Origin of the sequence: Mesorhizobium sp. LNHC232B00, assembly GCF_000502435.1 — a bacterium.
GTDB classification, from domain to species: Bacteria; Pseudomonadota; Alphaproteobacteria; order Rhizobiales; family Rhizobiaceae; genus Mesorhizobium; species Mesorhizobium opportunistum.
On record NZ_AYWP01000018.1, the window covers coordinates 1 to 18,483 of the forward strand.

Annotated in this window: 19 protein-coding genes and 1 pseudogene; 8 read left to right on the forward strand and 12 right to left on the reverse strand. The window is 65.2% G+C overall.

Annotated features, from left to right (window positions below; translation table 11 throughout):
• From X743_RS148600 to X743_RS148585, 4 genes are all read right to left on the reverse strand, one after another.
• A partial coding sequence (locus X743_RS148600; protein ID WP_032923260.1) for a sigma factor occupies nt 1-389 on the reverse strand: 389 nt, incomplete at its 3' end.
• A gap of 52 nt (nt 390-441) precedes the next feature.
• Nucleotides 442-1,188: an SDR family NAD(P)-dependent oxidoreductase gene (locus tag X743_RS148595; RefSeq protein ID WP_023767137.1), complete on the reverse strand. Its 747-nt coding sequence runs from the start codon at nt 1,186-1,188 to the stop codon at nt 442-444.
• Between the two features lie 314 nt (nt 1,189-1,502).
• Nucleotides 1,503-2,282 carry a pseudouridine synthase gene (locus tag X743_RS148590; protein WP_031257964.1) on the reverse strand — a complete coding sequence of 260 codons (780 nt, stop codon included), beginning with the start codon at nt 2,280-2,282 and terminating at the stop codon, nt 1,503-1,505.
• 78 nt (nt 2,283-2,360) lie between these two features.
• Nucleotides 2,361-3,242 (reverse strand): aldo/keto reductase family oxidoreductase, encoded by an 882-nt coding sequence (locus tag X743_RS148585; protein WP_023767139.1) that lies wholly within the window; start codon nt 3,240-3,242, stop codon nt 2,361-2,363.
• A 93-nt stretch (nt 3,243-3,335) separates the two neighbouring features.
• Between X743_RS148585 and X743_RS148580 the strand changes: the two genes are divergently transcribed.
• The 3 genes from X743_RS148580 to X743_RS148565 all read left to right on the forward strand — a co-directional run bounded on the left by X743_RS148580 (nt 3,336) and on the right by X743_RS148565 (nt 7,270).
• A complete protein-coding gene (locus tag X743_RS148580) occupies nt 3,336-4,112 on the forward strand; it encodes a LysR family transcriptional regulator (RefSeq protein ID WP_023767140.1) in 777 nt (258 codons plus the stop codon).
• Nucleotides 4,113-4,655: 543 nt separating this feature from the next.
• Nucleotides 4,656-5,027, forward strand: coding sequence for a hypothetical protein (locus X743_RS148570; RefSeq protein WP_023767142.1), 372 nt, complete (start codon nt 4,656-4,658; stop codon nt 5,025-5,027).
• Nucleotides 5,028-5,353: 326 nt separating this feature from the next.
• Entirely contained in the window at nt 5,354-7,270 is a 1,917-nt protein-coding gene (locus X743_RS148565; RefSeq protein WP_023767143.1) for a diguanylate cyclase, read from the forward strand.
• Between the two features lie 13 nt (nt 7,271-7,283).
• Here the strand turns inward: X743_RS148565 and X743_RS148560 are convergent, their stop codons facing one another.
• Nucleotides 7,284-8,138 carry a helix-turn-helix transcriptional regulator gene (locus X743_RS148560; RefSeq protein ID WP_023767144.1) on the reverse strand — a complete coding sequence of 285 codons (855 nt, stop codon included), beginning with the start codon at nt 8,136-8,138 and terminating at the stop codon, nt 7,284-7,286.
• A gap of 97 nt (nt 8,139-8,235) precedes the next feature.
• Between X743_RS148560 and X743_RS148555 the strand changes: the two genes are divergently transcribed.
• The gene (locus tag X743_RS148555; RefSeq protein WP_023767145.1) at nt 8,236-9,120 is read left to right on the forward strand and encodes an SDR family oxidoreductase; all 885 of its coding nucleotides are present in this window, start codon (nt 8,236-8,238) and stop codon (nt 9,118-9,120) included.
• Nucleotides 9,121-9,130: 10 nt separating this feature from the next.
• Here X743_RS148555 and X743_RS148550 read toward each other — a convergent pair whose 3' ends face one another.
• From X743_RS148550 to X743_RS1000000172255, 3 genes and pseudogenes are all read right to left on the reverse strand, one after another.
• On the reverse strand, nt 9,131-9,829 hold the full coding sequence (locus X743_RS148550) for a RibD family protein (protein ID WP_023767146.1): 699 nt from the start codon (nt 9,827-9,829) through the stop codon (nt 9,131-9,133).
• An 85-nt stretch (nt 9,830-9,914) separates the two neighbouring features.
• Nucleotides 9,915-10,316 (reverse strand): type II toxin-antitoxin system HicB family antitoxin, encoded by a 402-nt coding sequence (locus X743_RS148545; RefSeq protein WP_023767147.1) that lies wholly within the window; start codon nt 10,314-10,316, stop codon nt 9,915-9,917.
• Between the two features lie 5 nt (nt 10,317-10,321).
• Nucleotides 10,322-10,451 (reverse strand): annotated as a pseudogene (locus X743_RS1000000172255) (type II toxin-antitoxin system HicA family toxin).
• Between the two features lie 363 nt (nt 10,452-10,814).
• Between X743_RS1000000172255 and X743_RS148540 the strand changes: the two are divergent.
• The 4 genes from X743_RS148540 (at nt 10,815) to X743_RS148525 (ending at nt 16,048) form a co-directional block, all read left to right on the forward strand.
• Nucleotides 10,815-11,762, forward strand: a complete 948-nt coding sequence (locus tag X743_RS148540; protein WP_023767148.1) for a substrate-binding domain-containing protein — start codon at nt 10,815-10,817, stop codon at nt 11,760-11,762.
• Between the two features lie 234 nt (nt 11,763-11,996).
• The gene (locus tag X743_RS148535; RefSeq protein ID WP_023767149.1) at nt 11,997-13,592 is read left to right on the forward strand and encodes a sugar ABC transporter ATP-binding protein; all 1,596 of its coding nucleotides are present in this window, start codon (nt 11,997-11,999) and stop codon (nt 13,590-13,592) included.
• Complete coding sequence (locus tag X743_RS148530; protein ID WP_013894283.1) at nt 13,589-14,602, forward strand: ABC transporter permease; 1,014 nt, start codon at nt 13,589-13,591, stop codon at nt 14,600-14,602. Before X743_RS148535 ends, X743_RS148530 begins: the two co-directional genes overlap by 4 nt.
• Nucleotides 14,603-14,749: 147 nt before the next feature.
• Nucleotides 14,750-16,048, forward strand: a complete 1,299-nt coding sequence (locus X743_RS148525; RefSeq protein ID WP_023767150.1) for a hypothetical protein — start codon at nt 14,750-14,752, stop codon at nt 16,046-16,048.
• Between the two features lie 206 nt (nt 16,049-16,254).
• Here X743_RS148525 and X743_RS148520 read toward each other — a convergent pair whose 3' ends face one another.
• The 4 genes from X743_RS148520 to X743_RS148505 form a co-directional block, all read right to left on the reverse strand.
• Complete coding sequence (locus X743_RS148520) at nt 16,255-16,836, reverse strand: hypothetical protein (RefSeq protein ID WP_023767151.1); 582 nt, start codon at nt 16,834-16,836, stop codon at nt 16,255-16,257.
• The gene (locus tag X743_RS148515) at nt 16,833-17,423 is read right to left on the reverse strand and encodes a hypothetical protein (RefSeq protein WP_023767152.1); all 591 of its coding nucleotides are present in this window, start codon (nt 17,421-17,423) and stop codon (nt 16,833-16,835) included. The genes X743_RS148520 and X743_RS148515 overlap by 4 nt, the downstream gene beginning before the upstream one ends.
• Nucleotides 17,420-18,016 carry a hypothetical protein gene (locus X743_RS148510; protein WP_023767153.1) on the reverse strand — a complete coding sequence of 199 codons (597 nt, stop codon included), beginning with the start codon at nt 18,014-18,016 and terminating at the stop codon, nt 17,420-17,422. Before X743_RS148510 ends, X743_RS148515 begins: the two co-directional genes overlap by 4 nt.
• Nucleotides 18,017-18,116: 100 nt before the next feature.
• The gene (locus X743_RS148505) at nt 18,117-18,479 is read right to left on the reverse strand and encodes a hypothetical protein (RefSeq protein ID WP_031250551.1); all 363 of its coding nucleotides are present in this window, start codon (nt 18,477-18,479) and stop codon (nt 18,117-18,119) included.
• Nucleotides 18,480-18,483 lie beyond the last annotated feature (4 nt).

Here is an 18,483-nt window from a genome sequence, read left to right on the forward strand (position 1 = left end):
AGCTCGGCGTCGGGGTAGGGCTCCAGCCAGGAAAGCTCGGCCGCCGGCCCGGCAGCGGCACGCCCCTCGGTCGGCGGCCGTGCGGGCTCTTCGAGAATGCGATGCGCCGTGGCCCGCGCCTTGATGGCATTGAGGCAGGCGTTGGTCGCGATCGTATAGAGCCAGCCGCGCGGCGAGCCGCGCCCGCCGAATTGCGCGCGGCCGCGCCATGCCTTGAGGAACGTCTCCTGGACGAGATCGTCGGCCTCGTGCAGCGAGCCCATCATCCGGTAGCAATGCAGCTTCAGCTCGCGGCGGTGGGCCATGGTCAGGCGCTCGAAGACCGGCCGATCGAGGATCGGCCGGTCTGTCGGGCCCAACGGCTCAAGCGGACCGGGAGCGTCTGTCATGGCGAGCCTGCCGTGCGGAATTTGCGGGAATTCGCCTGGCATCCTGCGCGTGTCATGCCGCCTCTGCAAGGCCGCTGCCGCTCACCGTGAAGGCAGTGCCTTGCCGCTTGCCGCCGGCAAGCGCGACCACGGCGCGTCCGACATCGGCTGGCGTCTGCATATCGCTCAGGCTGGCCAGGAAATCCGCCGGGCTGATGCCGAGATAGGCCGAGATGCTGGATATTCCGCGCTCGCCGACGCCGGTGCCGGCCATGATGCGCATCGGCGCCAGCGCCATGAAGCGCATGCCAAGACCCAGCCGATCCGCTTCCTTCTGGCTGTGGGCGGCCAGGAACATCTGCATGCACTTGGCGCCGGAATAGCCGCCGGAGTTCGGCGGGCCGCCGCTGAATGCGGCGCCGCTGGAGATCAGCACGACGCGGCAGCCCGGCTTCAGCCTGCCCCGCAGCGCTGCCCTGCAGAACAGGAACGAAGCCTTGACGTCCGTCTCCCAATTCGCCGAGAAGTCACTCCAGCTCTGGTCCTGGATGGACGCCGACGCAGCGAAGGCACCGGCCGAGATCACCAGCACGTCCGGCTGCATGGCGGCGAACACCGCGTCGGGCGCGGTGTCCTGCGTGGCGTCGGTCGCAAGCGTCTTGACGCCCGACGCTTCCCAGGAGAGTTCCTTCAGGGCGGCCAGCCCGCGGGCGACGGCGAGGACGGTCGCTCCTTCAACGAGCGCAGCTTCCACGATCGAGCGGCCGACACCCCGGCTGCCTCCGACCACGACGACATTTTGACCTTTCAACGATCCCATGGATCACCTCGCTTCTACCGGCCCGGAGGATTCCGGCGCCTGTAGGTGAAGACAGCGCGGAGGGGTGGGAATCATCGGGGGGGACGAAATTTTTTCTGAGAATCCGGTACGCGCCGTCGAGCTCTATGGCGCCCCTCTCTGTCCTGCCGGACATCTCCCCCACGAGGGGGGAGATTGGATGTCATCGGGGCCTTCGCTAATCTTCGACGTTGCAGGAGGAGAGCCGGCGATCGAGCTGCCGATCTCCCCCCAAGTGGGGGAGATGTCCGGCAGGACAGAGGGGGGCCACAGGGCGTTGCCTCCGGCCCGTTCGCTCACCCACCCAGCAACGCCAACTCCTCCGCCGTCAAATGCCGTGCCGTACCCTTGGCAAGGTCGCCCAGTGGCAAGCGGCCGATGGCGATGCGGATGAGGCGCAGAACCTCGATGCCGTGGGCGGCGAGCAGGCGGCGAATGTGGCGGTTGCGGCCTTCGTCGAGTACGACCTCCAGCCAGGCGGTGCGGCCGCCGCTGCGCAGAAGGTCGATCGAATTGGCGGTCAGGATCTCGCCGTCGACAGTGGCGCCGGCTCGCAACGTCTCCAGCATCGCCGCGTCGGGCACCGTGGCGACCTGCACGTGATAGGTCTTGGGCAGATGCGAGGCCGGGTCCATCAGCCGGTTGGCGAAGCGCGTGTCGTTGGTCATCAACAGCAGCCCCTCGCTCGCTTTGTCGAGGCGGCCGACCGGCGAGACGAAGGGCAGGTCGAGCCCTTCCAGGCGAGCGTAGACGGTGTCGCGCTGTTGCGGATCGTCGCGGGTGGTGACCAGCCCGCGCGGCTTGTTGAGCATGACGTAGACCTTACGCTCGGCGATCACCTTTTCACCGTCCACGACGATGCTATCGCGATTCAGGTCGACGCGCGCGGAAGCATCGCGCACCACCTTGCCGCCGACGCGCACGCGGCCCTCCGCGATCAGCAGCTCGGCCTGTGTGCGCGAGCACAGGCCGAGTTTTGACAGCGCGCGGTTGAGGCTGACGCCCAACGGTTTACCGGTGGGCGGTTTGGGCAGCTTGCCCGGGTTGGTGGGCTGTGGTGGTCGTCGTGAAGCCATGCTGGTGTGGATCGTCCGTTGTGCCGGACAGATGCCACGGGCAGCGGCGGCTTCGCAAGTGGCGCGGGTCGAACCGCCTCAGGCGGCTGCCTTCTCGTCCGCTATACCGTTCAGCACGGCAAGCGCGTCGGCCGGCAGCTCCAGTTCGGCGGCGGCGAGGTTCTCGCGGAGATGGCCGACCGAGGAGGTGCCGGGGATGAGCAGGATGTTGGGCGCGCGGCGCAACAGCCAGGCGAGCGCCACCTGCATCGGGGTTGCGCCGAGTTTCCTGGCGACATTGGCGAGCGTGTCCGATTGCAGCGGCGTGAAGCCGCCGAGCGGGAAGAACGGCACATAGGCGATGCCTGCCACGGCAAGCTCGTCGATCAGCGCGTCATCCTCGCGGTGCGCAATGTTGTACTGGTTCTGCACGCAGACGATGTCGATCATGCTGCGTCCCTGTGCGATCTGGGCCGATGTGACGTTGCTCATGCCGATATGGCGTATCAAGCCTTGGCGCTGCAGTTCTGCGAGTGTGTTCAGCTGTGGTTCGAGCGACCCTTCCGCCGGTCCGTGAATGCCATGCATGGAGCGCAGGTTCACGACGTCGAGAATTTCCAGCCCGAGATTACGCAGATTGTCGTGCACGGCCTGCGTCAGCTCCTGCGGTGACATTGCGGGGATCCACGATGCATCGGCGCCGCGCCGGGCACTGACCTTGGTGACGATGGTGAGGTTGGCCGGGTAGGGGTGCAGCGCCTCGCGAATGATCTGGTTGGTGACGTGCGGGCCGTAGAAATCCGATGTGTCGATATGGTCGACGCCGCTGGCGATTGCCTCGCGCAACACGGCCACTGCCGCGTCACGGTCCTTCGGCGGGCCGAAGACGCCGGGTCCGGCCAGTTGCATGGCGCCATAGCCGAGGCGCTTCACAGTGCGGTCGCCGAGCTTGAAGGTTCCGGCCTTGCTGATGTTGGTCATGGTCTCATCTCCTTTGGATCGGCCCAATGTAGACAGAGCGCACCTGCACGATAATATGGTGCAATCGGCACAGCCTGTACGGAGAAGCGAACAATGGCGACGGATCTGGGAGACCTCCAGGCGTTCATGGCAGTGGCGCGCGCCGGCGGTTTTCGCGAGGCGGCCAGGGTGGGCGGCGTCAGCGCTTCCAGCCTCTCCGAGACGGTGCGGCGGCTGGAGACCGAGCTTGGCGTCCGGCTCCTCAATCGCACCACGCGCAGCGTCGCTCCCACCGAGGCCGGCGCGCGCCTGCTGGAGCGGCTAGGCCCGGCGCTGGGCGAAGTCGAGGCGGCGCTCGACGTGGTCAACGGGTTTCGCGGCCGCCCGGCCGGCACGCTGCGGCTCAACGTGCCGGTCGTCGCGGCGAAGCTGGTGCTGCCGCGCCTGTTGCCGCCTTTCCTCGCCGCCTATCCCGACATCCGCATGGAAGNCGCCGCTTCGGCCTATCTCGATCGGCGCGGCCGGCCCGGCCATCCGCGCGACCTGCTCGCCCACGCCTGCCTGCGCGGCCGCTTCGCCAGCGGCCTGACGCCGGCCTGGGAGTTCGAACGCGACGGCGAGCTGGTGAGCGTCGAACCGACCGGCCCGCTTTTGGTCAGCACCGGCACGGCAATGGCCCTTGCGCTCGAGGTGGCGGTCGCCGGCGGCGGCATCGTCTCGCTGTTCGAGGACTGGCTGCGCCCCTATTTCGACGATGGCCGGCTGGAGCCTGTGCTGGAGCCCTGGTGGCAGGAATTTTCCGGCCCGTTCCTCTACTATCCCGGCCGCCGCCTGACGCCGGCGCCGCTGCGGGCGTTCATCGATTTTGTCGGAACGATGCGGTGGGGGTGATCTGGGGATGACGCCCAGAGGCTAAGTGACACCGGCCGAGGCGCGCTCAGGTGCATATTGGTCGAACCGGTGGGCATCGCTGACACATTGCATAAAATTAATAGAAATACCGACTGTTCTGAACGCATCAAGTGTCTTGACGGAATTCTATCTTGTAATCTCCATTTTTTCTGTCCAGTATGAAAATAAATTCGTAGTTCAGGCAATTATCTTAGTCTAAATTAGTGTTGTGCGCGGTTTGCGCCGGAACTCGGATTTGGCATGGCGCTCGAAAGGCATGGCGTGCAGGATCAGCCACGGGCCAGCGAATGAAATCATATGCGGCTATCTTCGCGGTCTATGTGCTGGTCGGTGGGATGAGCGGTGTTGTCCTGCCCGGGGCCGCGGCGGCCGAAGATCTTACTTCGACCGCGGGCGCGGTAACCATCGATCACATTTCGTATCTTCTTTTAGATCAAGGCGGGATAGGCGCATATGTAAAGAAGTGCCCAGAATACGACCTGGGGGGACGATCGGACCCATTGTCTTGAAATACACCGGGAAATGATAGCGATTCTCGAAAAACTCAGCGTCAGCCGGCAGGTGGACGCTCGTGATTTTGTCCAGAGATACTTCACCGGGTATTTCGATAGACTTCTGTATTGCCTCAAGACGACATGCGACGGGTTCTTTGTCTTGAAAGGGTATGCGGGCGACGACATGGCCCAGAAATGGGCGCGCATGATTGCTTTCCAGACGTGTGTGCACGCCGCCCCCGCCACCTGGACGGCCACATCGGAAAAAAGCGAAGCTTTCGTCCCGCGATATCGATTCAGGGATGCGTCGAAGGGGCTGATCCCTGATTGCGACGCATCCCTCCTGTCGGAAGCGGATTTGGCTATCCTCAGTACGTTCAATCTTAGCGGACAGTATTGATGGCAGATTATGTTATGCCCGAGCGCGGCAAGACACAAAGGGTCGAGCAGGCCGTTACCCAGCTCTCCGAAACCCGCACCTCGCTTGCCACGTGGAGGAGCAAGCCCTCGCGGCTGAAGCCATCCTGCGCCGCACCACAGTGGAATCTCCGTCTCGGCCGATCGGTTGATGGATGAGAAAACAGCGCAGCTTGATGTCGACGTAAAATCGAAAGCGACGATTTGTTCGCAGACCACAGGTCCAATGCCCACCGTAACACTTTGTTGTCATTGAGAGCCTATCGAAGAGGCGACACGGCGAAAGCCCGGTGACAGGAAAGGCGTGCAATGGGTTCGCCCTGGTCCGAATTGCTGGCCAATCTCGCGGTCGTTGCGATGTTCGTTTCGGTCTGGATCCACACGCATGTGTGGCTGGACCGCAGGCCGGCCGCGGCGAAGGCCGCGGCTTTCGGCCTCTTGATGGGCACTGGCGCCATCATCCTGATGCTGATCCCCATGCAGCTGCAGCCGGGCATCCTGGTCGATCTCAGGGCGACGATGATTGCCGTTGCCGGCTTTTTCGGCGGTCCTATAGCCGGCATCGTCGCCGGCGTCATGGCCGGTGCCTTCCGGACCTTCGAGGGCGGCATCGGCGCGTTTGCCGGTGCGGTGGGGATCGCGGCCACCATGCTGATCGGCGTTGCCGGCAACCTTGCCCTGAAGGGGCGTTCGCCCGGCATGGTCGACATCATGATCCTGGGCGCCGCGACCGCGTGCGGATCGCTGCTTGGCCTCAGCATGCTGCCGCAGTCCGTCATACAAGCCGTCCTGCCGAAGGTGGTTTTCCCCTCGACCCTTCTCATCTTCGTCTCGGTGGCGTTGTCGGGGCTTACGCTCTACCAGGAGCGGCGTCGCATCGAAGCGCTGCAATCCCGGCGCATCTTCAAGGCCGTGGTCGAGACACTGCCCGATTGCCTCAATGTGAAGGATCTCGACGGACGGTTCATCGTCGCCAATCCGGCAACGGCCGAACTGATGCATTCGACGGACGCCAAGGCGCTGATCGGCAAGACCGATTTCGACTTCTACCCGCGCGAGACGGCGCAGGGATTCCGCGAGGACGAGCTTGCCGTCCTGGCCGCTGGCGTCTCGTCCACGATCGAACAGCGCCTTCACCATGAGGACGGCACCGATGGCTGGCTGGCGACCTTGAAAGCGCCGTTTCGCGACAAGGCCGGAGCGATCGTCGGCCTGATCACGCACAACCGCGACATCACCGCGCGCAAGCAGCTCGAGAACGAACTGGCGGCGAGCCAGGCGAGGCTCGGAGACGCCCTGACGCACATGGCCGATGGGCTGGTGATGTTCGACCCGGATGGCAGGCTGCTGCTTTGCAACGCCCGCTACCGCTCCATGTTTCCGAAGACGGCCGACATACGGGTGCCCGGTGCCGACTACCGCGATATTTTGCGCGCCTCGGCGGCGCGCGGCGAGGCGATCACGCCGCCGGACGCGGTCGAGGACTGGATCGCCGCCATCATGGCCTCGCAGAAACTCGACAGCCACCGCCAGATCCGGCTCGCCGACGGGCGCTGGCTCGATGTGCGGACCCGGCCGACCGGCGATGGCGGAAGCCTCAGCGTGTTTTCCGACATCACCGAGGCCAAGCAGGTCGAAGCCGCGTTGCTGTCGGCCAACGAGAAGCTGAACCTGCTGGCGCATCGCGACGGCCTGACCGAACTCATGACGCGGCGCGCCTTCGACGAGGCGCTGGCGCGCGAGTTCGCACGCTGCAGGCGCAACGCGACGCCGCTCAGCCTGCTTCTCGTCGACGTCGACTGGTTCAAGCGGTTCAACGACCATTATGGCCATCCGGCCGGTGATGATTGCCTGCGCGCCGTCAGCCGCTGCATCGAAGCGGCGGCGCGGCGGCCGGCCGACGCTGCGGCTCGCTACGGTGGCGAGGAGTTCGCACTCATCCTGCCCGAGACCGACGCGCGAGGCGCCTTCGTCATCGCCGAGAACCTCAGGACCAAGGTGCGCGATCTCGGGCTGGCGCATGCCGGCAGCGAAAAGGGCATCGTTACCGTCAGCATCGGGGTCGGCACCTTCGACGCGGGCAGTGCTTCGATCGAGATCGCCGATCTTGTCAGGCGCGCCGACGAGGCGCTCTATGGCGTCAAGGCCGCGGGACGGGACCGGGTGCATGGCTGGCGCCCGCATCTCAGCCAGCCACGCTCGGCCGGTTCCCAGCGCAAAGCGTAAGCCTTCCGCTGCGTCATCGTGGCGGGGGATCGCCCAGCTTTTGCCCCGGGAGGCGCCTCGCCAGGTCACGGATGCGGTCGGCGACCTTGCTGTCGATCGGGTTGTAGACGGTCAGGCTCAGATCCGGCCGGCCGTCGACCGCGAACCCCGAATATTCCAGTTCGATGTCGCAGAGTACCGGGTGCTTCAGGCGCTTTGTCCCGTCGCCATGGCTGAGCACGTCGTTTTCCCGCCACAGGGCGGCAAACTCCGGGCTAGTGCTGCAAAGTTCGTCGACGAGTTCGCGCACCTCGGACACCGCGCCGGCGCGTGCCGCATCGGCCCGGAACGATCCGACCACGAAACGGGCGAGGTTTTCCCAGTCGTGCTGCTTTTCGCGGATGGCGGGGCTGCGGAACATGAAGCGCAGGATATTGCGCTGGCCGGCGGGCAGGGCGCCGTAATCGGTCAGCACGATCTGCGCGGCGCGGTTCCAGGCAACGACGTCCCACGTGGCGGTCTTGATCAGGGCCGGGCTTGCGTCGAGCGTGTCGATGAGGCGCTGCAGGCGCGGGCTGACGCCCTCGACGCCGTTATAGCGGACCTCGGGCGGGCGCCCCAGCCCGAGCATGAAAAGATGTTCGCGCTCGGCCTCGGTCAGCATCAGCCCCTTGGCGATGCGATTCAGCACATCGGCCGAAGGCGCGCCGCCGCGACCCTGTTCCAGCCATGTGTACCAGGTCGGGCTGATGTTGGCGCGCTGGGCAACTTCTTCGCGGCGCAGCCCGGGCGTGCGCCGGCGCCCGGAAAACCCGAACGACGCCGGGTCGAGCCGGGTGCGCCGGTCCTTCAGGAAGGCTGCGAGCGTGCCGGCGGAATTGATGGGCATGGTCGATCCTGTTAGCAATTATAATAGGATAAAGTCACTACTTTAATGGAATAATAGACCGGCGATACTGCGCGGGCAACTGTGCAGGAGATTTTGCATGCGTATCTTTTTGACCGGCGCGACCGGCTTCATCGGTTCGGCGCTGGTTCCCGAACTCATCGGCGCGGGCCATCAGGTGGTCGGCGTCACCCGCTCCGATGCCGGCGCCGAGGCGCTGGCCGCCGCTGGCGCCGAAGTGCATCGCGGAACCCTCGAGGAGCCCGAGGGGCTGCGCGACGGCGCGGCGAAGGCGGACGCCGTGATCCACACAGCCTTCGACCATGATTTCTCGCGGTTTGTCGAGAATTGCGAAAAGGACAGGCGCGTCATCGCAGCCCTCGGCGCCGCGCTTGCCGGATCCGACCGGCCGCTGGTGATCACCTCAGGTGTCGGCGTGGGCAGCCCAGGACATGGCCAACTGGCGGTCGAGGACGTCTTCAATCCGAGCCATCCCAATCCCCGCATCGCCTCCGAACTCGCCGGCAATGCCTTGCTGGAGGCCGGCGTCAACGTGTCGGTGGTGCGCCTGCCGCAGGTCCACAACCCGGTCAAGCAGGGGCTGATCTCGCCGCTCATCGAGATGGCGCGTCAGAAGGGCGTCTCGGCCTATGTCGGAGAGGGCCGCAATCGCTACTCCGCCGGCCATCTGCTCGACGCGGCGCGCCTTTACCGGCTCGCCGTTGAAAAACGCCAGCCCGGCGCACGCTATCATGCGGTCGGCGAGGAAGGTGTCGAGGTGCGCGCGATCGCCGAGGCGCTCGGCCGGGGCCTCAACCTGCCTGTCGTTTCGATCGCGCCGGAAAAGGCGGCGGAGCATTTCGGCTGGATGGCGATGTTCGCCCCCATGGACCTGCCGGCCTCCAGCGCGCTGACCCAGGCACGGCTCGGCTGGCACCCGACCGGCCCGACGCTGATCGCCGATCTCGACGCGATGCAATACTGAGGAAGCGGCTTCAGCCAGGCCTGACGGCGTAGCGCAGGTGGACGAGCCCGTGCACCAGCGCTTCGCAGCTTGTGAGCGACAATTGCATCTTGCCCGCCAGGCCGCCTTCGCCGAACTCGACAAACCCCTGGTTTGCCGCCCGCCCGTCAATGGCAGGGGCAACGAGAAGGCTGAGCTCATCGACAAGCCCGGCCGCGAAGAAGGAACCGTTGATGCCGGCGCCGCCTTCCAGCAATAACCGGCGGATGCCGAGTTCGCGGCCGAGAACCTCAAGCATGGCTGCAAGATCGATGTCGGGCGTTTCCGACATGATGTAGGACACGCCATCGGCGGCGAGTTCGGCGAGATGGCTGTCGGCGACGCCGCGCCCGAGCAGCACCACGACATGGTCGCCGCCGATGTCGGGCTTGGCAAAGTGCAGCTTGCCGGAAGCATCGAGCGCCACGGCATAGGTAGCCGCGTGGCCTTGCGCGAAATGATAGGGCCGGTCGACCTGGCCGGCATTAGCCGGCGGGTGCGCGGCGGCCTTGCTCATCTCGGCCATGGTGATGCGGCCGACGATCCAGGCGTCGCCCGCCATGTCGTTGTGGATGTGCTCGTAGAGGCTCGACCACTCGGCCCGGGTGCCATCGGGGCTGGTGGTGTAGCGGCTCGGATGGAGGCTGCCGTCGAGCGACGCGAGCATGTGGCAGATGATTTGCGGCTTCATGCGGTTCTCCGGAGATGGACTTTGGATGTCCAGACCTTGTTGTTGTGCATGTCGTTCCCCAAAACGCCGTCATTTTGGGAATGCATCAGGCCATTTCAAGCTCCATCACCTTTTCAGCCGCCTTTGCGAGAAACCCGGATCGAGTATAGCCGTGGGCTTCGGCAAAGGCATCGATCCGTTGCAGAACGTCGTCCGGCAGCGTCACGTTGATACGCACTGTTTTCCTGGCCTCGGTCTTCACCGCGACCAGGATTGCAACACCGTCACGGTTATCGGCGTCCGCCATCACAGCCTCCAAACTGGAAGGCTCCGGAATGGCATCACCATCCTCGACCAACCCTTCGATATGCAGGGCCAGCGCCTCTTCAGCCATGGATCGCGCGTCATCCAAATCCTTGCCGGCGGTGATCACGCCGGGGAAATCAGGGAAAGACACACCGAAGTCGCTGCCGGCATCCTTATGGATAAGTCCGATATACTGCTTCATGTCCGTCACCTCAGTTTCAGTCCAGATTGCTTTTCGATGCTGCGCAGAGTGCCTATCGGGATATCGCGCCTGGGGTGAGGCACGGTGACCTCGAGCAACCTCGAACCAGCCCTCAGCTTCCAGCAGTCGGATGATGTCGGCCTATTGATGTGTATTTATACACATTGAACGGCCATCTTTCAACAAAGGATGTGAAACCGCGCTCTCGCTCCCCCGGCTCGAGCCACTAAGGAGCAGGATGCCGACAATCCGAAATTCCGACAATTCAGATAATAGCTCAGCCAACTCTGTTATATCGATGTTGCACAAATGGTTGACCCTGGGTTAGCATCCCGATGCTGATGCCGATGGGAGGCAGTTTTTGCTACGGCGATCAGCTGGAGCGGCATGCGTTCTCGGGCGCAAGGAGGATGCTCCAACACTTTGAACCGACGCATGATCCTTCCTGAAACCGGCCCGGTTTCCGGGGCCGTGCGTTCTTGTGGAGGAGGATCAACCATGAATAGACGTGAATTCCTGCTGTCATCCGCGGCTTTCGGCGCCATGATGGTGGCGGCGCCCTCGGTGTTCGCCGAGGACAAGCTGACCATCCTCGGCTCGGTGCCCAGTCTCGGCTTTCCGTTCTTCGTGCACATGCTGAACGAGATCAAGGCGGAAGCCGCCACGCAAGGCGTCAACCTGACCGAGAGCGACGGCCAGAACTCGGCCACCAAGCAGACCGCCGACATCGAGGCGGCACTGGTGCAGAAGGTCAACGCCATCGTCATCTCGCCGCTCGACGTCAACGCGCTGGCGCCGGCGATCGAGGAAGCCGTCAAGGCCGGCGTTCCCGTGGTGACGATCGACCGCCGCGTCGACGGCGTCGAGGGCATCCTCGCCCATGTCGGGGCCGACAACGTCAAGGGTGGCGAGGCGGAAGCCAGCGCCATGGTGGCGGCGTTCCCGAATGGCGCCAAGCTGTTCCATCTGCAGGGCCAGCCAGGTGCCGGCCCGGCGATCGACCGCAACAAGGGCGTGCACAACATCCTCGATCCGCTGAAGGACAAGTACCAGATCGTCTTCGAGCAGACCGCCAACTTCGCCCGCGCCGAAGCGCTGTCGGTGACGGAAGCCGGGCTTGCCGCCAACGGCAAGCCCGACGCCATCGTCTGCGCCAATGACGACATGGCGCTCGGCGCGCTCGAGGCGTGCGCGGCGCGCAACTTCACCGACGTCAAGATCTACGGCTTCGACGCGCTTCCGGAAGCGCTGGTCGCGGTCCGCGACGGCAAGCTCGCCGGCACGGTCGAACAGTTCCCCGGCAAGCAATCGCGCACCGCCGTGCAGATTGCGGTCGCCTACGCCAAGGACAAGACCGAGCCAAAGGAGAAGCTGGTGCTCTTGACGCCCATCGTCATAGGCAAGGACAATCTCGACAAGGCGGAAAGGCTGAGCGAGACGAAGTAGGCTCTCAGGCTAGGGTAAGCCGGTGGGACAGCACCCCCCTCTGTCCTGCCGGACATCTCCCCCGCAAGGGGGGAGATCGGCAGTATCGATGTCCGCCTTCTCCTTGCGGCGTTGAAAATTGGCGAAAGCGGAATGGACAGCCAATCTCCCCCCTTGCGGGGGAGATGTCCGGCAGGACAGAGGGGGGTGTTCAAGCGCTGACGTCGAGAGGAACTTTTGTCGAGAGAGCCACCCTTGCCAGCTGAAGCCGCATCGCCCGTCCTGCTCGCCGTCCAAGGCGTCACCAAGCATTTTTCCGGGGTCACCGCGCTCAGCGATGTCTCGCTCGACATCCGCCCCGGCGAAATCCTCGGCCTGCTTGGCGAGAACGGCGCCGGCAAGTCGACGCTGCTCAAAATCCTGTCGGGCGTCATGCCGCCCTCAAGCGGGCACATCAGTTTCGATGGCGCCGACTACCAGCCGTCGAGCCCGCAGGATGCCAAGCGGCTCGGCATCGTCACCATCTACCAGGAACTCAGCCTCATCCCGACACTGACGGTGGCGGAGAACATTTTCATCGGTCGCGCGCCGACCGGGCCGTTCGGGCTGGTGAGTTGGAAGCGCATGGAGCGGGATTCCCGCGATATCATCGCCCGCGTTGGCCTCTCCATCGACCCGATGACGCCGGTGTCCGCGCTGTCGGTGGCCGAGCAGCAGTTGGTCGAGATCGCGCGGGCGCTGTCGCTGAAAAGCCGGCTGATCATCATGGACGAGCCGACCTCGGCGCTGACCGAGACCGAGGTGCAGCGGCTGTTGTCGATCATGGACCGGCTGCGCCAGGACAAGGTCGCCATCATGTTCGTCACCCACCGGCTGGAAGAAGCGTCCGCCATTTGCGACCGCATGACGGTGCTGCGCGACGGCAGGCTGGCCGGGCATCTCGACCGCCAGGGCGGGCCGATACAATTGCCGCGGATCATCGAGAAGATGGTCGGACGCGCGGCCTCCGAGCTTTATGCGCGGCCGGCGCAGCGCGCGGTGGCCGGCGATGTCGTGCTGTCGGTGCGCGGTTTGCGCACCGTGCGCGATCCCGAGGCGCCGCACGCCATCGTGCTCGACGATGTCGACATCGACCTCAAGGCCGGCGAGATCCTTGGCGTTGCCGGCCTGGTCGGCTCCGGCCGTACCGAGCTGGCGCGCGCCATTTTCGGCGCCGACCGGATCGCTGCCGGAACCATCACGCTCGACGGCAGACAAATCGCGCCGGCCTCGCCGGCGGATGCCATCGCGCTCGGCATCGGCCTGGTGCCGGAGGACCGCAAGCACCAGGCGATCTTTGCGGCACTCGGCATCCTGCCGAATTTCTCCGTCGCCTCGCTCGGCCGCTTCAGCAACGGTTTCGGGTTCATGGCCGAGCGACGCGAGCGCGATGCGCTGTCCGGTTTCAGGAAGATGCTGTCGATCCGCATGGCATCTGCCGAGCAGGCGATCGAGGGCCTGTCGGGAGGCAACCAGCAGAAGGTGATCCTGGCGCGCTGGCTGGCGCGCGATCCGAAAGTGCTGATCGTCGACGAACCGACGCGCGGCGTCGATGTCGGCGCCAAGGCCGAGGTGCACCAGATCCTGGTGCAATTGGCGGCGCGCGGCATCGCGGTGATGATGATCTCGTCCGAATTGCCCGAAGTGCTGGCGGTGTCGGACCGCATCGTCACCATGCGGCGGGGCCGTATCACCGGGCAGATGCCGGGCGTCGAGGCGAATGAGGAAAAACTGATGGAATTGATGGCGCTCGACAAGCAAGGTTCAGGGCAGGACGAGGGGCAGATGCGGGACGAGGGGCGGGCACGATGAGCGTGACGGAACAGAACGAGCGCGGCGGCATCAACTTCGCGCGGCTGCTGATGAGCTTCGGGCCGCTGCTGTTCCTGGCGGCACTCGTGGTGGTCTTCACGGTGCTGAAGCCGAGCTTCATTGACCCAATCAACCTGTTCAACATCACGCGGCAGATCTCGATCACCGGACTGATCGCGCTCGGCATGACCTTCGTCATCCTCACCGCCGGCATCGACCTGTCGGTCGGCTCGCTGCTCGCCTTTTGCGGCATGGTCGCCGCGGTGGTCGCCAAGGGCGGCACCGCCAACACGCTGTCGCTGTCGACCTCGGGCACGCAAGGGTTTGGCTGGTTTGCCGCCCTGCTCGCCGCCGTCGTGGTGGGCGCGGCCGCCGGCGGCGTGCAGGGCCTAGCCATCACCCGGCTGAAAGTGCCGCCGTTCGTCGTCACGCTGGGCGGGCTGACGGTGTTTCGCGGGCTGACGCTGACCATCTCCAATGGCGGCCCGATCTCCGGCTTCGACGCCTCGATGCGCTGGTTCGGCACCGGGCTGATCGGCCCGGTGCCGGTGCCGGCGCTGATCTTCGCGGCGGCCGCGATCCTGTGCCACATCGTGCTGCGCTACACGCGCTACGGCCGCGCCGTCTATGCCGTCGGCGGAAATGCCGAGGCGGCACGGCTGTCCGGTCTGCGCGTCGACCGCATCCTGGTTTCGGTCTATGTCATCGTCGGCTTCTTCGCCGGGCTCGCCGCCTTCGTGCTGTCGGCCAGGCTGAACTCCTCGGAAGCGGTCGCCGGCATCGGCTACGAGCTGACGGTGATCTCGGCCGTCGTCATCGGCGGCACCTCGCTGTTCGGCGGCATTGGCTCGGTCGGCGGCACGGTGGTCGGCGCGGCGCTGATCGGGGTGCTGCAGAACGGGCTGCAGTTCAACAACGTCTCGTCCTACACGCAAAGCATCGTGATCGGGCTGATCCTCATCCTGGCGGTGGCGTTCGACAGGTGGCTGAAGTCGCGGGTGAGGCGGTGAGGAGAGGTTTGCGCCTGGGCCTCTGTCCGGCAGGTCAGAGGGGGGCGTCTCGCCATGCAGTTTGCCAGGAGGCTCCTTCGCATTCCTTGCAATAAAGCCGTCCTTTGCTAGAAAGAATTGGGGCGGGTGGCATCATGAGAGAACCTCATGTTTGCCGACATCGTCAGACCGATCAGCTTGAGTTTTACGCTGCTGCGACGGTTTTGGCCGCAGCTCGTCGCGCTGGTGCTGGCAGGCGTGCTGGCCGGCGACATCCTGCTGCAACTGGCGGCGAAGGTGGCGCTCGCCAACCATTTCGCCGGGCTCGCCATGCTGACGCTGGTGGCGCTGGCGCAATTGGTGGTGACGGTGGCGATGTTCCACGTGCTGCGGCCGGGCCTGCCCAATGTGCTTGCAGCGCAGCGCAGCGCGGACAAGGCTGCGACCGCCGACAGTCATAACAATGCTGCGGACCGGCGCGGCTCGCGGCTGGTGCGCATGCTCACCATCGCGTTGTTGCCGTTCTTCGCCTACTACGCCGCATGGGGATTCCTTGGCGACATCGTGCGGCAATATTCGCGCGAAACGCTCGACCAGGCCGATTTCGGCCAGAGCGCCAATGTGCTCGACGTGCTCGATTCGCGCTGGCTGCTGGTCTCGGTGGCGGTGTCCTGGCTGATCCGCCGGCTGGCCAAATTCATGCAGGACAAGACCACGGCCCTTTCGTTCTGGCAGATCGTGGTGGTGATCTGCGAGACCAACTGGATCTTCGTCGGCCTCTACGTCATCAGCCGCTGGAAGGACTCGGCGCTGCAATGGCTGATGAGCCGCAATTTCTGGTCGGCCGTGCAGGCGTCGATCGATGGACTGGCGAGCCCGGTGCCGATGGCGACGGCGGCACCCATGGTGCCGGTCGAGATCACCTCGATCGCGCCGTCGACGGTCGCGGTGAACCTGTTCTTCTACATGCTGCTGCCGCTGATCTGGCTGGTCATGGCGGCGCTGATCTATGGCTATGATGTGCGCGACGACGCCGTCCTGATGCGCGTGCACGGCCGGCTGGAGCGGTTCGGCCAGCGCTATGCCGGCCTGCCGAAATTCCTGCGCGACTTCGTCGAGCATTTCGTCAAGGGCTACCGCTCGCGCTACCTGCCGATCGCCAACGGCGTGCGGCTGACGGTGAGCTCGAGCCTGGTGCTTCTGTGCACGCTGGTCGTCGGCTACCGCTTGCTCGACTGGGGTGCTGCCTGGCTGTGGCTGGGCGCGACGCGGCTGATCGGCCCGCACGAGCTCGATGTCTGGCAGATCTTCTCGCGCGGCGTGACGCTGCTGTTCGGCAGTCCGTTCCAGGACTCCTCCACCGGCATCCTGATCGAGCCGCTGCGGATTTGCTTTCTCGCCGCCGTGCTGGAGACGGCGTTTTCGTTGTCGAAGGGGATGGGGAAGGTAAAGGCTGACGCGGCGTAGAAGAGCGTTCTTCTCCCCGTCGCTATACGGGGAGAAGGTGCCGGCAGGCGGATGAGGGGCGGCGCCGACGCGAAAGAATTGAGCTTGGATATGCAAGCCGGCGCTGACAGCGACATTTGGCAAATCAGCCGCTTACCGAAGCGTTGGCGCTGCCCCTCATTGCCCTGCCGGGCATTTCTCCCCGTATAGTGACGGGGAGAAAGTAGCTACTTCGGCGGCCGCTGAAAACGCAGATACCAGGGTCGCTCACTGCTCAGTCCGACGGCGGGGCGGATGGTCTTGATGGCGTCCTCGGGCACGATGAAGATGTCGCCGATGGTGATGACGTCGCCCTTCCTGGCGCCGGAAAAGATTGCCGAGGTGCAGTTCATCACGCCATCCGGCAGGCTGACGCCCGAGATGAAGTCGGGCAGCCAGCGGCGCCCCGCGGCATCGGTCAGCATCAGCTTGCAGCCCAGCCACTGCTTCTGCAGGTCGGGGTCGCCGATGGTCACGGAGAAGGTGGCGATGACGGCGAAGGCATGGTCGGGCAAGCGGCCGGCCTTGCCGCCGCGCAGGTCGGCCAGCCGCCAGTCGCTGCCGCCGAACGGCGCGAATTGGCCAAAGTCGACATCCCTGGCGACGAGATCCTCGCCGCGCAGCCATGCGCGCACGCTGTCGTAGCTGGTCTCGGCCAGCGTCAGCGGCAGCAGGACGGCAAGTGCCGCCAGGCTGAGCCGGCGCCATTTTTTCTCGGCCTGCGCGTCGGTGGCGGTGGCTGGCTCCTCATTGGCGGAAACGGCGGTCATGTTCCACCCGGCTGCGCGTCCAGATCGAATTCCGGCACGATGTCGGCCGGCTCACCGTCGGCGCCGGTCTGCACGGCGTCGAGACCGATGCGAGCCTGGGCGTCGAGCGGGCCGAACCGGCGCGAGGCGATCAGCAGCCTGGCGCCGCGGATCTGGTCTGATGGCACTTCGAAGACGAACAGGCCGCGTTTTTCGAGGCCCGGATCGACACCATGCGGCGGCATGTCCTGGCGATAGCCGAGCCGCTCCGTCTGGTGATAGCGCAGCCCGGTCGGGCCTTGCCAGGTGCCGTCGGCGATCGTGGTGGAGGAGCCGGTGGCGGCGAGGTTTGTCGTCACCACCGCCCACAGGCCGCCGGTCGTCAAAAGCCTCTCCTGGCCGAACTGGTTGGTCTTGAGCTTGCGGGCAAAGACGATCTTGTCCAGGCGGACCTCGAAGCTGCGTGCCCGCACCGTGCCGTGCATGGCGCCATCGACCGGGATCGGCGCGATGAGGTCGGCATAATGCGGCTTGGAGACCTGCATGCCATAGCTCAGCGCGACTGTGGCGGCGAGAATCACGAGATTGCCGAGGACGCGGATTCTCATGATCCGCTCCCGGGCGTTTCTGTCGCCCGCACATCGGCGACCGGCAAGGTGACGGTGCCGAGACGATAAGGATTGTACCAGCCAGGCGTGCCGTAGAGATTGTCGCGCGGCTTGAAGATCTCGGCGGTAATGCCGAAGGCGAGCGTTGGTGGGACGGCCGCGTCGCCGGCCAGCGGCCAGACATAGGCCATGCGCTCGGTCATGCCGGGGTGCAGTTCCGGCGTCAGCGTCGCATCACGGGTCAGCGCGATCATCGGCTGAACGTCGGGCAGATCGATCCCGTCCGGCCTGAAGACATCGAAATAGGCCTTGTCGGATTGGGCGGTGCGGTTGGTCATGTCGGCTTCCAGCACCAGCGCCTTCTGGCCGGGCTTCAAGGGCACGCCATGGACCTCGGCATGGCTGACATAGGCGCGCACCGGCTGCACACGCCAGCGCCCGGCATCGATGGCGATGTCCGGCGGCAATTGCGGCGGTGCGTGGGCGGGCAGGGCGCCGAAGGCTCCCATCAGGCCGGCGACGAACAGGGCGGCAATGGTTCCCGCGCCGGCCGTTATCCAGGTCTGAACTCTTGAGCGGGCAGTCTTCAACATTCCAAACTATGCACGTAGAACGAACAGCCACCCGCAGGCAATGTAGAAAGAAAAGGCCGCTGATGGAACCAGCAAATGGCTGGTCCAGGCGTGCCTGCCCTCAGGCTGCTTCGAGCGCCCACAGACGGTGTGCGTAGCGGCGGAAGAAGCGCGCCACGAGCCGCTGCTGCCTGGCCCGGACCAGATCGGGCAGGCGACGCTCCTGACGCCAGCGCGGCATGTTGCGCCAGCAGGCGATGAAATGGGCGGTGTCCTCGATGGCTTCTTGCGCCGTCAGCGCAGGGCCGATCGCGGCCAGGAACAGGAGTTCCGCCTGCTTCAGTTCGTCGATGACGGCCTTGCGCCTGAAATGGTCATGGCGGGCGTGAGCGATACCGTTGCGGCGGATCGCCTCGAAGGCCTGGAGCAAAGCGGGGCTGTCGCCGGTGTAACCGCAGGCGCGGGCGAAATCGGCGTCATCCATCATG